Annotated in this window: 13 protein-coding genes; 4 read left to right on the forward strand and 9 right to left on the reverse strand. The window is 65.8% G+C overall.

Going from position 1 to position 13,023, the window contains the following annotated elements; all coding sequences use genetic code 11:
- Window positions 1-37 precede the first annotated feature (37 nt).
- Window positions 38-244, reverse strand: a complete 207-nt coding sequence (locus D9V28_RS14320; RefSeq protein WP_121659767.1) for a DUF3499 family protein — start codon at window positions 242-244, stop codon at window positions 38-40.
- A gap of 73 nt (window positions 245-317) precedes the next feature.
- Here D9V28_RS14320 and D9V28_RS14325 point away from each other — a divergent pair, with 73 nt between their 5' ends.
- On the forward strand, window positions 318-758 hold the full coding sequence (locus D9V28_RS14325; protein WP_121659768.1) for a metallopeptidase family protein: 441 nt from the start codon (window positions 318-320) through the stop codon (window positions 756-758).
- Between the two features lie 37 nt (window positions 759-795).
- Here the strand turns inward: D9V28_RS14325 and D9V28_RS14330 are convergent, their stop codons facing one another.
- From D9V28_RS14330 to galE, 4 genes are all read right to left on the reverse strand, one after another.
- Complete coding sequence (locus D9V28_RS14330) at window positions 796-2,214, reverse strand: DUF5719 family protein (RefSeq protein WP_121659769.1); 1,419 nt, start codon at window positions 2,212-2,214, stop codon at window positions 796-798.
- A complete protein-coding gene (locus D9V28_RS14335) occupies window positions 2,204-5,446 on the reverse strand; it encodes a glycosyltransferase (protein ID WP_121659770.1) in 3,243 nt (1,080 codons plus the stop codon). Before D9V28_RS14335 ends, D9V28_RS14330 begins: the two co-directional genes overlap by 11 nt.
- Before the next feature lie 134 nt (window positions 5,447-5,580).
- Window positions 5,581-5,898, reverse strand: a complete 318-nt coding sequence (locus D9V28_RS14340) for a WhiB family transcriptional regulator (protein WP_121659771.1) — start codon at window positions 5,896-5,898, stop codon at window positions 5,581-5,583.
- A 147-nt stretch (window positions 5,899-6,045) separates the two neighbouring features.
- On the reverse strand, window positions 6,046-7,005 hold the full coding sequence (galE, locus tag D9V28_RS14345; protein WP_121659772.1) for a UDP-glucose 4-epimerase GalE: 960 nt from the start codon (window positions 7,003-7,005) through the stop codon (window positions 6,046-6,048).
- Between the two features lie 44 nt (window positions 7,006-7,049).
- On the opposite strand from galE, the gene D9V28_RS14350 reads away from it, so the two are divergent.
- A complete protein-coding gene (locus tag D9V28_RS14350) occupies window positions 7,050-7,514 on the forward strand; it encodes a hypothetical protein (protein WP_121659773.1) in 465 nt (154 codons plus the stop codon).
- Between the two features lie 96 nt (window positions 7,515-7,610).
- Window positions 7,611-8,627 carry a GlxA family transcriptional regulator gene (locus D9V28_RS14355; RefSeq protein WP_121659774.1) on the forward strand — a complete coding sequence of 339 codons (1,017 nt, stop codon included), beginning with the start codon at window positions 7,611-7,613 and terminating at the stop codon, window positions 8,625-8,627.
- On the opposite strand, the gene manA is transcribed toward D9V28_RS14355, so the two are convergent.
- Window positions 8,586-9,779, reverse strand: coding sequence for a mannose-6-phosphate isomerase, class I (manA, locus tag D9V28_RS14360; protein ID WP_121660107.1), 1,194 nt, complete (start codon window positions 9,777-9,779; stop codon window positions 8,586-8,588). The two genes, D9V28_RS14355 and manA, sit on opposite strands and share 42 nt — an antisense overlap.
- A gap of 208 nt (window positions 9,780-9,987) precedes the next feature.
- Here manA and D9V28_RS14365 point away from each other — a divergent pair, with 208 nt between their 5' ends.
- Window positions 9,988-11,166 carry an acyl-CoA dehydrogenase family protein gene (locus D9V28_RS14365; RefSeq protein WP_121659775.1) on the forward strand — a complete coding sequence of 393 codons (1,179 nt, stop codon included), beginning with the start codon at window positions 9,988-9,990 and terminating at the stop codon, window positions 11,164-11,166.
- Window positions 11,167-11,275: 109 nt separating this feature from the next.
- Here D9V28_RS14365 and D9V28_RS14370 read toward each other — a convergent pair whose 3' ends face one another.
- Genes D9V28_RS14370 through D9V28_RS14380 form a run of 3 tightly spaced genes read right to left on the reverse strand, consistent with a single transcriptional unit; the run spans window position 11,276 to window position 12,879 of the window.
- Window positions 11,276-11,467 carry a hypothetical protein gene (locus tag D9V28_RS14370; RefSeq protein ID WP_121659776.1) on the reverse strand — a complete coding sequence of 64 codons (192 nt, stop codon included), beginning with the start codon at window positions 11,465-11,467 and terminating at the stop codon, window positions 11,276-11,278.
- Between the two features lie 12 nt (window positions 11,468-11,479).
- Window positions 11,480-12,682, reverse strand: a complete 1,203-nt coding sequence (locus tag D9V28_RS14375; protein ID WP_121659777.1) for a type II toxin-antitoxin system HipA family toxin — start codon at window positions 12,680-12,682, stop codon at window positions 11,480-11,482.
- Window positions 12,679-12,879 (reverse strand): helix-turn-helix transcriptional regulator, encoded by a 201-nt coding sequence (locus D9V28_RS14380; protein WP_121659778.1) that lies wholly within the window; start codon window positions 12,877-12,879, stop codon window positions 12,679-12,681. Before D9V28_RS14380 ends, D9V28_RS14375 begins: the two co-directional genes overlap by 4 nt.
- Window positions 12,880-13,023 lie beyond the last annotated feature (144 nt).

Below are 13,023 nucleotides of genomic sequence, written 5' to 3' on the forward strand. Positions count from 1 at the left end.
GACCCCGGGTGGGCAATCCCGGTGAGTGTGCAGCTTTCTACGTGTTGAGCACCTGGTGTCGAATGACCTGCCAGCCCTGTGGCACGCTCAACCGCTCGGCGTGAATCGCGCAGAGGTCATAGGTGTGCGGCTCCTTCGCCAGGCTCAGCGGCCCGAGGACGGCCATGGAGTCTGCGTAGTCGTAGGTGAGCGTCGAGACCGCTTCGCGCGAGCATCCGACTTTTGTGCATGGCCTGTCCAACATTCCTCTCACGATACAACTGACAGGGTGCCTCGGAGAACACCTCGCCGTCGCTCCCGGCGAATAGGATGGCTGCATGGCACGACGCGGGACGAGAAGCAGCACTTTTGCGCGGCGAGCGGTTCGGCACGACCGGCACGGCAGGGCACAGCGCAGCCCTGCGACGGGCCCGCACCTGCCGCCGCTGAAGAACCGTATCGACAGTTTCGACATGACGGTCGCGGCCGCCGCAGACTTCCTCCGCGCAACCTGGCCCGACGAACTCGTCAACGTTCGGTTTGAGGTCGGCAACATGCCGGTGGGCGAGCAAAACGGCGAGGGTGTTGCGCGGTGGTGGACGAGTGCGGCCGAGCGACGTGTTGTGTTGTATCGGCTACCGATCCAGCGCATGAGCAAGCTCCATCGCGACGATGAGCTGCACCAGCGGATGATGATCGAGAGCTGCGTCTTTCGCGCGACAGCTGAGCTCATCGGCAAAGACCCGTGGGACCTCGGTCCCGACCGGTTTCGCTTCTAACCACCCGCACACTGTCGGCTGGGCGCTGCCCGCCGTCCTAGCGCGGGTAGACGGTTACCGGAGTCGCCGACGGATTCGCGGGCTGCACCGCGAACGCGCTGATGCCCGTCGCTGACTGCACGCTCAACTGCGCAATCGCGCCTTCGGCGCCGGAAATCTGGTAGGACGCTCCTCCGGCCACCGGAAGAGCAACCGAGGTTCCGGCCGGGATCTTCGCCGTGATGGTCTCCCCCGCCGACGGCTCCAGCTCGACGGTGAGAGCGCGTCGTTCCGGGTTCGCGAGGTGCAGCACCGGGGTTTCCCCCGCCGGAACGGCAACCATGACCGCCTCGGGCAGCGCCGTTGACGCCTGGAACCAGGCGAGGTCACTGGACTCACCAACCGCCACCGAGGTCCGTGCACCTGCGACCACCGGCTGTGTCGACGACACCTCGACGGTGTAGCTGCCGACGGGCAGGTCCCTCAAACTGATTTCGGTGGCGATACCCGCCTCGAGTGCGAACTCAAGCGGCTGGGGTGATTCGCCGCCCTGCTCGCTCGTGAAGGAAACCGTGACGTCGGCCGGTTCGGTTCCCGGCGCGATCATCCGGAGCGCTGGGTTGTTGTCGTCGTAGTCCTCGTCGGAAACCACCGGTGCGTTCGGTGCGATGACGATGCCGGACAGGAACTGCTCGTTGGCGGCGGGCGCCGTCGGGGCGACGTACTCAACGCCGTGCGGTGTGAGACCCCGAACGACACTGTGCTGGATCACGGCAGCAACCTGGCCGCCGCGGCTCGTGACGTGCACCACCGGCGTGATGAGGTTCGGCGCGAATGCGGCAAGCGACAACAACTTCTGCTCGCCAGCCTTGACGATAATGCCCTGCGAACCGGGAGCGTCGACAGCGCCGCCCTCACCGAAGATGGCAATGTCGACGATGGCGTCCGACCGCGTCGGGTTGGTCAGCGCAAGCACGCTCGTTCGCCCGACATCGGTGGATCCACCGACGAGCCAGCTTTCAGCGCTTGGCTCGGCGCAGGCGCTTGCCGCGAAGCCGCTGAGGTCGCCGAGGGCCGCTGACTGAGACTGCGCGGCTGCGAGCAGAGGTGCGGTCGTGGCATCCGTTGCACTCGGTTCACTGACAACGATCGGCGAGCCGAAGGCGTCCCCCGCCAGGTTGTTCGGAGCGACGAGCGGGGTCTGAGTCGGCTCGGACTCCGATCCGACGGTGAGCTCTGCCGCACCGAACGACGAAGCGTTGGATGAACCGTCGCCCGCAAGCTGTACAAGCGGCCCGGCGCACACGCGTGCCTGGTCGGCCGCCGTCGGTGTGACCACGGCGCTTGGCACCGCCGCTGTGACGCGCGGCAACTCAAAAGTGCCGACAGCGAACACCGAAGCTCCGGCAATGCCGACGCCGACGATTCCGGCGATCAGCCTGCCGCTCGTTTTGGCTACCCGTCGTTTATCGGCCATTGCTGTACTCGCTTTCGGTCGCGGCAGTGCGGCTCGCGATCGGGTTGCTTCCTGTTGTCACGTCTGAGGCGGATGCCACTTGGCCGGCCTCAGTTTCGACGGCTGGCTCGTTGTCAGCGGCGGTGTCGCTGCCGGGCTGGCGATCGGTATCGCTGTCGCTCCCGGGCTGGGCGTCGGCCTCGGTTTCGCTACGCGGTTCGTCGACAGCGTCGGCACTCCACTCGGGGGATTCGACATTCGGCGAAACCGCGTCGGGAGTCGCCGCGACGGCTTCTTTCCGGTCCTCGACCTCGGCGTCGTGTGCGATTTCTGCGGCGAGGCTGGCCTCGGCTTCGGCGTCCGCCTTGAGCTCGGCTCGTTCGGCTCGGGTGAGCCTGCGTGGGCGTTCCCGGACGTCCCTGCGACCGACCGTGCGCGGCGATTCCTCGGCCGCGCGGCGCGATGCCGCAGTGGGAACCGAGAGCAACAACGCGAATCCGAACACGATTGCCCAGCCGATCAGGACGGGTGTCGAGAACGGCGAGGAGGGACCGACGGCCGCCGTGGCATCCGTTTCACCTTCGAATCGCCAGAGAGTGCCGCGATCCGTGGGTCCGATGTGTGCGAGGACCGGGCTGCTGTCGAGCGCTGCTGAGGCGCGGCTCGACGTTGTGGTTGCCTCTGGACTCCTTTGCGCATCAGGTTCGACGAAGGCCGGCGAGAGCAGCACGTACTGGACGCCGAGCTCACTCAGCGTCGGGGCGGGGTCGTATCCGCCCTGCGAGACCAGGTTTCCGGCCAGGGCGGTGACCTGCTCGTCGTTGCTCGTGAGGTTCTCGCCTGTGGTGAGGATGGTCGACTGGTTGTCGAGGGTGTCTCCGACGCCGCGCACGATGCGAGCGGACACGCCGCCATCGGGCTGCGGGGTGACGATGAGAGTGGCAAGAGCCGGGTTCGTCGACGCCGCCGCCGAGACATAGGCGGGAAGTGTGCGACCGTCGCTCGCGACGATGGAGCCTTGCCCGAGCGGGAGAGTCGCGGCCATCGGCACCGCAACCACGACCGCGAGGATCGTGATCACGAGTGCGGGTACCGCTGCGCCGCGGCGGATGCTGTCGCAGCCGACGACGGCTGCTCCGGCGAGGCCGAGCCAGTACAGGCTGAGACCGGCGCCGGCCCAGACGCTGGTCACCGTTGATCCGGTGAGCGAGATCATCAGGGCGGTGGCGCCGACGGCCGTTGCCAGTCCGAGCAGTCCGACGAAGAGCAGAACGGCGGCACGGGCGCTGCCAGGGAGGAAGAGAGCGAGCAGGGCCATCACGGCGATGGGGGCGAGCAGCACTGGGACCAGCAGCTGCGCGGGCAGCCCGGTGAGGCCGAGCGCTGTGGTGATCGAGTCCCAGGCCGGGTTGCCGCCCGGCAGGCCGAGAGCGAGTTGCCACCCGGTAGTCGGCGCCGAGCTGACGACAGCGCCAGGGTCGGCAAGAAGCAGCAGCCAGTGGCCGCGGACGATGCCCTGCTGCCAGATCAGCGGCGCGAACAGCGCTGCCGTTGGGATGACCAGCCAGACGATGCGGGCAATCTGTCGGCCACTGACGAAGAGCGCAAGCACCCAGATCACGAGGAAGGCCGGGCCGAGCGACGGCGCGGCGGCGATCGTCAGCGCGAGCAGCATCGACGCCACGGCAGAGGCCGCCCATGAGCGAGCGGCAACGGAGCCGGCGTAGAACAGCCACGGAAGGAGCAGGTGCACGATGATGGCGGCGGGGCGACCGTCGATCAGCGCGGTGAGGAACGGCGGGGCGACGGTCCACAGCACGGCGGCGACAATGCGGTACCCGCTCGATTCGGTGAGCCGGGTCGCCGCGAACCAGCCACCGAGGGTGGCCAGCGGCAGGGCCAGCAGCGTGAGCAGGACGAGGGAGTACGATGGGTCCCAGAACGTGACAGCCCCGAGAAGCGCCATCACAACCGAGAACGGGTCTGCCGCACCGGTGAAGCCGATGCTGATGTCGCGCCACCCGAAACCGATGTTCTGCCACAGGTCCGCCACGGACGCCGAGAGTGGAAGCATCCCTCCACCTTCGACAGCGGATGCCGCGAGCAAATTAAAGAAGAGACCAACGCTCACGAGCGCGGAGGCGATGACGACCCAGCCACCGCCGCCGGTGAAAAACCTGAGGTCGCTTCGCTCGACCGTATAGACCGGAGCACCGGCTTCTCGGCGGAGCAGCCGTCGTCGGCGGACCTCCGCAAGCGGGATTCGGAGCGGCGAAATCGCCGACCAGCCCAGCTGCTTTGACGCCTGCAGGTTTTTACGGGCGTGCGCGACGCGGATCGGGCTGAACGCCACGTGGAACGCCGCGGCGAACTCGCCACCGACAAGACCGGGGTTCTTCGTGGCGACGCGCCACACGGTGCGCACAATCGCGAGCGGAACGAGGCTCAACCAGTGCAGCCAGACCAGCGCGGCAGGCGCGTATACGAGCCGACGGTAGAGCTGTGCTCCGCGGGTTTGCCGAGCGCGCTTGCGGTAGGCGCTCGCTTTGCGTGAGCGGGACGGGCCAGCGATGCCGTCGCCCCCTGTGAAGACCAAAGCCGTGGGGACGACAACGACGCGGTGCCCGGCGAGGCGCACGCGAACGGAGAAATCGAGCGAGTCGTCGGTCGAGCCGAAGGCCGTGTCGAGACCGGAGGCCTGCTCCCAGACTGCGTGGCGCACGAGCATGCCGGCCGGCGCGGCACCGAGAACGTCGGAGACGGCGTCGTGCTGGCCCTGGTCGAGTTCCTCACCGACGAGGGAAACCGTGGCGCCGAGCGGGGTAAGTGCCTGACCGAGGGAAACGATGGTTGCGCCGTCGCGGGCATCCATCACCTTCGGCCCTGCCGCAGCAACCGATGGCGCGACCTCGAGTGCACCGACGAGCCGCTCAAGGGCATCCGGCGCTGGAGTGCTGTCCTGCGCGAGCAGCCAGAGGAATTCATCGGGCCCGCCGGACTGCGGGATGACCCGAACACCCTCGGCTAGCGCCGCAGCAAAGTTGAGCCGGTCCCCCGCCTCGACTATCCGGTTCACACCGGCCGCTTCAAGCGCCTGGGTGACAGCCGCTGGTGACGCGCAGGCCACAGCGATGATCGAATCGGGCTGCCGCGTCTGGGCGGCGAGGGCGTCAAGGGTGTCCTGCAGGTGGTGTGAGCCATTAGGGCCGGTGCCATCGTGCACGACAAGGATCGCGGTTACTCGGGGAAACATCGCGTCCAGACTATGTTGACCTTGCGATCACGCCGCTGACGCTGTCGGCGTGGCACGGATTCGTCCGCCTCGAAGCAGGAGATCCGACGAGTGTCAATGGCCCTCGCGGAAACGAGGCCCCCTCAGAAGGAAGGTTAGACGGCGCGCTTTTTGAGCTTGCGACGCTCGCGCTCGGAAAGGCCACCCCAGATGCCGAACCGCTCATCGTTCTCAAGTGCGTACTCGAGGCACTGCGAGCGAACCTCGCAGCTCGTGCAGATGCGCTTGGCATCGCGGGTCGAGCCGCCCTTTTCGGGGAAGAAGGCTTCGGGGTCCGTCTGAGCACAGAGAGAATCAGACTGCCACGCAAGCGGGTTATCGTCTTCGACCGGCTTCCGGACACCTGGTACTCCGAGTTGTACCGGATCGACGAACCAGTCCTCGGGAACACCAGAGCGATATTCAGGCGCCATATCTCTCTCCCCACTTGTTACCCGTGCGCCACGCGGCGCTACACATAATTACACCTGTGTAATTCGGGTACGTCAAGTCGCAGATAGTAAACCCTCAACCCCCAATGGAGGGTTCATCGTGCGTTTACCGGCGTGTCGCGCCTCGGGTCAAGCCTTCGACCGTGCGTCCCACGCACTCTGCACCATGTCGGTGAGCGTGTGGCGCATGGTCCAGTCGAGATCCCGTGCCGCAAGCTCTCCTGATGCCACGATCCGTGCCGGGTCCCCAGCACGGCGCGGAGCGACCTCCGGGTCGAATTCGATTCCGGTGACCTCGCGCATGGCGGTCATGATCTCGCCGACCGAGACACCGTCACCGGAGCCCAGGTTGTAGACGGGCTCGATCGGCTCGCCGGCGTCGAGCCGTCGGGCTGCGGCTACGTGAGAGAGGGCCAGGTCAGCAACGTGGATGTAGTCGCGCACGCAGGTGCCGTCTGCAGTCGGGTAGTCGTTGCCGTTGATCCGGGGCGTTCGGCCGTCGAGCAGCGCCTCGAACACGAGCGGGAAGAGGTTGTGCGGGCTGGTGTCGTAGACGTCCGGGTAGCCGGAGCCGACGACGTTGAAGTAGCGCAGCGAGGTGTGAGCGAGACCCTGGGCGACACCCTGGTCGTGCAGCAGCCACTCGCCAATGAGCTTGGACTCCCCGTAGGGCGACTCAGGGCTTTTGGCCGTGGCCTCGGTGACGAGGTCAGTGTCGGGCGTGCCATAGACGGCGGCGCTCGAGGAGAAGACGACCCGACTCACGCCAACCTCTTCCATGGCGGCGAGCAGCGACAGGGTGCCGGTGACGTTCTGGGCGTAGGTGTGCAGCGGACGCTGCACGGAGACACCGGCGTACTTGAATCCGGCGACGTGCACCACGCCCGTGACGTTGAAGCGGCGGAAAGTGTCGACGAGGTGACCGCCATCGAGGATGCTCCCCCGAACGAACGGGACGCCAGCGGGAACAAACGATTCGTGGCCACTCGAGAGGTCGTCGTAGATGACGACTTCCATCCCCTGCTCGGTGAATGCGCGAACAACGTGCGCTCCGATGTATCCAGCTCCGCCAGTGACCAGCCAGGTCATAGTTCCTCCTCGATGCGGGATGCTTCCGCATCCTCGACGAGCCTATGGCACTGGCGAAACCGGAGCGAGTTCGCGACGTCGCGGAGTCCGTCCCGCACGCCCGCATGGCTTTGCTCCAGACGGCTGTTTCCGCGGCAGCTCGGCCGGTGATTCCCCTGCTCGGTCGCGAACGGCTGGTGGTGTCGCCGCTCGGTCGCAAACGGCTGGTCACCCCCTGCTCGGTCGCGAACGGCTGGCCGATTCCGAAAACTACGACCCTCTTCGACCGAGCAAAGGTGCTTCAGCCATTTGAGTCCGAGCGAGCACCGCGGGCAGCACCCCGAGTGAGCAAGCAACGGCCCGGGTCACAATCGACCCGGGCCGGCACAGACGAGGAGCTAGACGAGGAAACGGTACTTTTCCATGGGACCCGCACTGCGGGTGGATACGCGACGGTAGCCGTCGCGACGGAGGGCGATCACGCTGGCGGCGGTCATGAAGAGAACGGCGGCCAGGACGAGAAGCAGTAAAACGATCATGGCAGTAAATCTAGGTATTGCCGTTTTCTGCCACCAGTGGCAGAATTGCCAACGTTCGATACTTTTCTGCCAGAGCGGAGCATCCGTATGTTGAAGAAAATTGCCCTAGTCGCATTGCCCGATATGGCGCCATTCGAATTCGGTGTGATCTGCGAGGTGTTCGGCATCGACCGCGCAGACACCGGTGGGCCGGAATTCGACTTTCGTGTTGTCACCGCAGACCCCGGACCGGTTCGCACCAAACTCGGTTTCGACATCGTGGTGAACGACGACCTGTCGAGCGCAGCCGACGCTGACCTCATCGCCATCCCCGCGTACTCGGTATCCGGCGGCAAACCCGACCCGCGCATCTCGCAGCTCCTCCGAGACGCGGTCGACCGCGGCGCCTGGGTGCTCTCCGTCTGCAGTGGCGCATTCGCCCTCGCCGAGGCCGGCATTCTCGACGGACGCCGCAGCACCACCCACTGGATGTACACCGACCAGCTCGCTCGCGAATATCCGCTCACCGACGTCGATCCCGACGTGCTCTTCGTCGAGGACCGCGGCGTCATCACCGGCGCCGGCACCGCAGCCGGTATCGACGCGTGCCTGCACCTCGTCCGCAAGGAGCTCGGCGCAGCGGCGGCCAACGTCATCGCGCGCCGGATGGTTGTTCCGCCGCAGCGCGACGGCGGTCAGGCGCAGTTCATCCAGGCGCCGGTGCCCGAGCGGCAGAGCGATTCGTTCGCCGGTGTCACCGAGTGGATGCTCGCGAACCTCGCCGACGACCTCACGGTCGACGTGCTTGCAGCGAAGGCGCTGATGTCTGAGCGCACCTTTGCGCGCCGGTTCCGCGCCGAGATGGGAGCGACCCCGGCGGCCTGGCTCAACCGACAACGGCTCATCCGCGCCCAGCACCTGCTCGAGCGCACCGACTACGGGCTCGAGCAGATCGCCTCGGAGAGCGGATTCGGTTCGTCGGCCGTGATGCGGCACCACTTCCTCAAGGTGCTGCACACGACGCCGAACGCCTACCGCCGCACGTTCAGTTGCACAGACAGCGACGAGGAGATGCTCGCCGAGCTACAGGGTGGTGGTCGCCAGGAAGAGTTCACCAGCGCCTGACACGGTGAGCGGGCCTTCGTCCGGGGTGACGTAGACGATGTCGCCGCGGTTCAGATCACGGCGAGCGGATGTTCCGGCGAGCGTCACAGTCCCCTCGGTGGTGATCGCAATAGCGGGCCCTGGCAACTCGAGTAGCGTCGGCTCGCTGCCCAGCCCGGCGACGTGGATCAGCTCGAAATCGGGCACGTCCGGCGCATAGAGCGCGGCACCGGCACCAGCTGGCCGCGGCGTCAGGTACGGAACGGGAAGCGGCGTGAAGTCGAGCACGCTGAGCAGCTCGGGCACATCGATATGTTTGGGTGTGAGTCCGCCGCGCAGCACGTTGTCGCTCGCGGCCATGAGCTCGACGCCGAAGCCGCGCAGATAGGCGTGGATGTTGCCCGCGGGCAGGTACAGCACCTCGCCGCGCGTGAGGGTCACACTGTTGACGAGCAGCGACACCACGATGCCAGGGTCGCCCGGATAGAACTCGGCGAGCAGCCGCACCGTTTTCACCGCGGGGTTCTCAGGGGCGGATGCCGCGGCGTGGGTCACAGCGGACACCAGCGCGGTCACGTCGTCGGTGAGCAGGTGTTCAACCACCGAGCGCAGCACGTCGGCGTCAGGGCCGTCAAGCCGGGACCGGAACTGGCGCAACTCATCGACGGCATCGGCAGCCAGGTTCGGCACGGTGAGCAGCGCGTCGACGTCGGCCGCGGCAGCGGCCACCGGGCGGAAACCGCAGAGCGCGTCGAAGGTGTCGCTCAGCGCGAAGATGAGTTCGGGCTTGTGGAACGCGTCCTTGTAGTTGCGGTTCGGGGCGTCGAGCGGAATACCGGCAGCGTTCTCCCTGTCGAACCCGGCGAGCGCCTGCTCGGGTGACGGGTGCGCCTGAAGCGACAGCGGAGCGTCGGCCGCGAGCAGCTTGAGCAGAAACGGCAGCCGTGGTTCGGTGAGCCCTGCCGCTGCCGGATCCCGTTCGACCCACGCGGCCAGCGTGTCGGCCCCGCCGGTCAGCTCGGGCTCCAGCACGCGGGCGGGCGATCCCGGGTGCGCGCCAAGCCAGAGTTCCGCCTCAGGTCCACCAGACGCCTCGGTGCCGAGAAGCTCGGAGATGGCCGTTTTCGACCCCCAGGCGTAGTCGCGCGGAGTATTGGCAAGCGGAATCAACATCGAGCGGGTCCTTTCCCGAACGGCAGGAGCAGCGAATGCGAAACGCACGCGGCGAACGTTCATCGACACCCTACAAGGAGCGAGAGGGAGCATCCGTTTCGGTTTGATCCAAACGGCAAGCAATTGCGTGGCCCTGCGCGGCATCCGTAGGCTTCAAAGCACTGCGGGCCGGGAAGCCCGCCGCCGACCACAACGCAACGGAGCACGAATGTCGTTTGAACCCCTCGCCAGTGATTTCTATGGATTCGAGACGCTGCTGACCGCGCAGGAGCAAGACGCCCTGATGCGCGTGCGCAGCTACATGGAGACCTCGGTTCGCCCTGTCATCAACGACTTCTGGGAGCGGGCCGAGTTTCCGCACGAACTGATCGCCTCATTCCTCGAAACGGATGTCGCGCGTTACGCATTCGAGGAAGTCGCACCTTTCGAGAACTCGGCGGTGTTCCGCGGACTCGTCGCCATGGAAATGGCACGGGTGGACGCGTCGATGGCCACGTTCATCGGAGTGCAGGAGGGCCTCGCGATGGGCTCGATCAGTGTCTGTGGATCCGTCGAGCAGCGGAACGAGTGGCTGCCGAAAATGGCGAGCGGTGAGGTGATCGGCGCGTTCGGTCTGACCGAGCCGTTGTCCGGAAGCGACAGCGCGCGCGGGCTCCGCACGACGGCCACACGCGACGGTGACAGCTGGGTGCTCAATGGGGCGAAACGCTGGATCGGCAACGCCACCTTCAGCGACATCACCATCATCTGGGCCAAGGACACCGAGGACGGACAGGTCAAGGGCTTTATCGTCCGCACCGACTCCCCCGGCTACTCGGCCACGAAGATCGAACGGAAGATCGCGCTGCGCCCGGTGCAGAACGCCGACATCATTCTCGAGAATGTCGTCGTGCCCGAGAGCATGAGGCTCGCCAACGCGAACTCGTTCCGCGACACCGCCAAGGTGCTGCGGTTGACCCGCGCGGCCGTTGCCTGGTCGAGCGTCGGCGTCTCCGTTGGAGCATACGAAGCCGCCGTCGCCTATGCCAAGGAGCGTGAGCAGTTCGGCAAGCCGATCGCTGAGCACCAGCTGATCCAGGATCTGCTCGCGAAGTGCCTCGGCAACATCACGGCGTCGATGGCCATGTGTGTGCGGTTGTCGCAGATGTCCGATGAGGGCACCCAGCGCGACGAGCATTCCGCTCTGGCTAAGGGCTTCTGCACGGCGAAGATGCGCGAGACCGTCGGTTGGGCCCGCGAGGCCATGGGCGGAAACGGCATCGTCCTCGACTACGAGGTCGCCCGGTTCTTCGCCGACGCCGAGGCGCTGTACTCGTACGAGGGCACACGTGAGATGAACTCCCTCATCGTGGGCCGCGCGATCACCGGCAAGGCGGCGTTCGTCTAGCCAAGCGGATGCCGTCGCCCGCTCAGCAGGCAATCGTGCGTTCATCAGGACGCTTTGTGAGATTCTGTCCTGAAAATCGTGCGATCTCCTGTCAAGCGGGCGGCCTTTTTTAGCTGCGTTGTCCTTCAAAGCGGCTCGGCACCCTCACACACGCAACTGGGAGGCTCGGGGGCCCGCCGAGGCCGTTCACGATGACGGTGACGGCTGGTCGCTTGCCTGCTCGGAGCGCCGTGATGATCTCCTCGGGCACCGCGATGCCCGTGTTGTTGCCCTTCATCGACATCGTCGTTGAAAGTTTCATGCACCGAGCATGTCACCGCTCGAGCGTGAGCGCATCCCGTCGAAATCGCAATTCCCTCTGCGTTCCTCGCAGTGGAGAACCAGCGAATGGCAGATCCTCCAGAGCGAGAGACGCCGCCGCGGCCACCGCAATACGGTTAGCGGATGCTGCGGCTTTGGGCGGCAGGCCGAGGGAATCAGCAAATTCGGCCCAGTGGCGCGCCGTGAGGTTTTTGGTCTTTCCGGCGACCGAGAGCGCGAGGGTGTCGTCGCCGTACAGCAGCGTGCACGGCACGTCATACACGGGCGCGACGACGAAGCCGCCGTGAGAATTGCCGAGAATCGAGAGGTTCTTCGCATGCAGGTCGCCGTTTCCGGTCAACCACGCAAACACAAACTGCAGATAGATGTTCCTCCTTGCCAGAACAGGCGCCTCGCAGTACTGCGCAAGCGCAGTGGCAACCTCCTCCGCCGTGACGAGGTATTTGGATGCCGGCGGAAGCCCCATGACCTGGGTGCCGTCTTCCAGCGGGAGCCGAAGCAGAGTGCCGCTCTGATCGACGGCTCGATCGAAACGTTCGACCAGAAGCCCGGCCCCGCCGTGTCGGTCGTGGATCACGGTGCTGGTCGCCACAGGAATTCTGAGCCTTTGCGCACTCGCGAGGTGAGCCGCCTCGTTGGCGACGAGGTGCGGATATTCTGCCGGGTCCAGTTTGAGCAGGTACCTCTTCCCCCGAAGAGCCAGAGGCGTTGTCAGCACGGATGCACTCGCCTTGTCCTGGACGCCTGGCACGCCGTGCAAGTCCACCGCGTCCGAGAGGTCAACGAAATCCAGCTCGTCCGGCAGTGAGGTGTCAGCCAACGCGTCCGGCTCAGTCGGTGTCTCGCCCGCTGGAACGATCTGAACATCACCGGGAACGTCAGCGCCGACGATAAGAAGCAATGTCAGTTCGTCGTTGACACTCGTCTTGGCGGCATTCTTCAGAACGGTGAGCCGATGGCCTTCGGGCAGCAGGCCAGAGAAGAACGGGGGCAGCGCACCGTTTTTTGTCTCAATTGTTCGCGCCGAGGGAGGGAGCGAGATTGCGATGGGGCGATGCTCCCCCTTCAGGTAGGAATCGGTGTAGGCGAACGCCACCCCGCCGTCGTCCGTGCGCGACAGGCGTGCAGCCAACGTTCCGTTCTTGTAGACGTCGGCATCGCGAATCTGTCTGAATTCCCGCGGCTGTCTGGTCATCGGGTAAGGGTCAATCGAAGCCCGAGGACGTCGGCTGTCTTAGCAACGGCTCGAAGCGATGGATTGCCGGCTCCTGTTTCGATGGCCCGAATGGTGCGCTCGGACGTTCCGGCCAGGTCGGACAACTCCTCTTGGGTCAGCCCCGCTTCCTTGCGGGCGTCCCGAATGCTGGCCGCGACAGCAGCGATGCTATCCATATTTCTCCTCAGCGGTAATATCCTGCCGATTGTGGCGCCGTGAACGCTCTGCCGCCTAACATAGCCCTCTTTCGGCAACATCTTGCCGATAGACCGGTTTTCGGACGCGCAGAATAGGGTCGCACCGGAAACCGGCAGCATATT

This window comes from Mycetocola zhadangensis, from assembly GCF_003668565.1.
Taxonomy (GTDB): domain Bacteria; phylum Actinomycetota; class Actinomycetes; order Actinomycetales; family Microbacteriaceae; genus Mycetocola_A; species Mycetocola_A zhadangensis.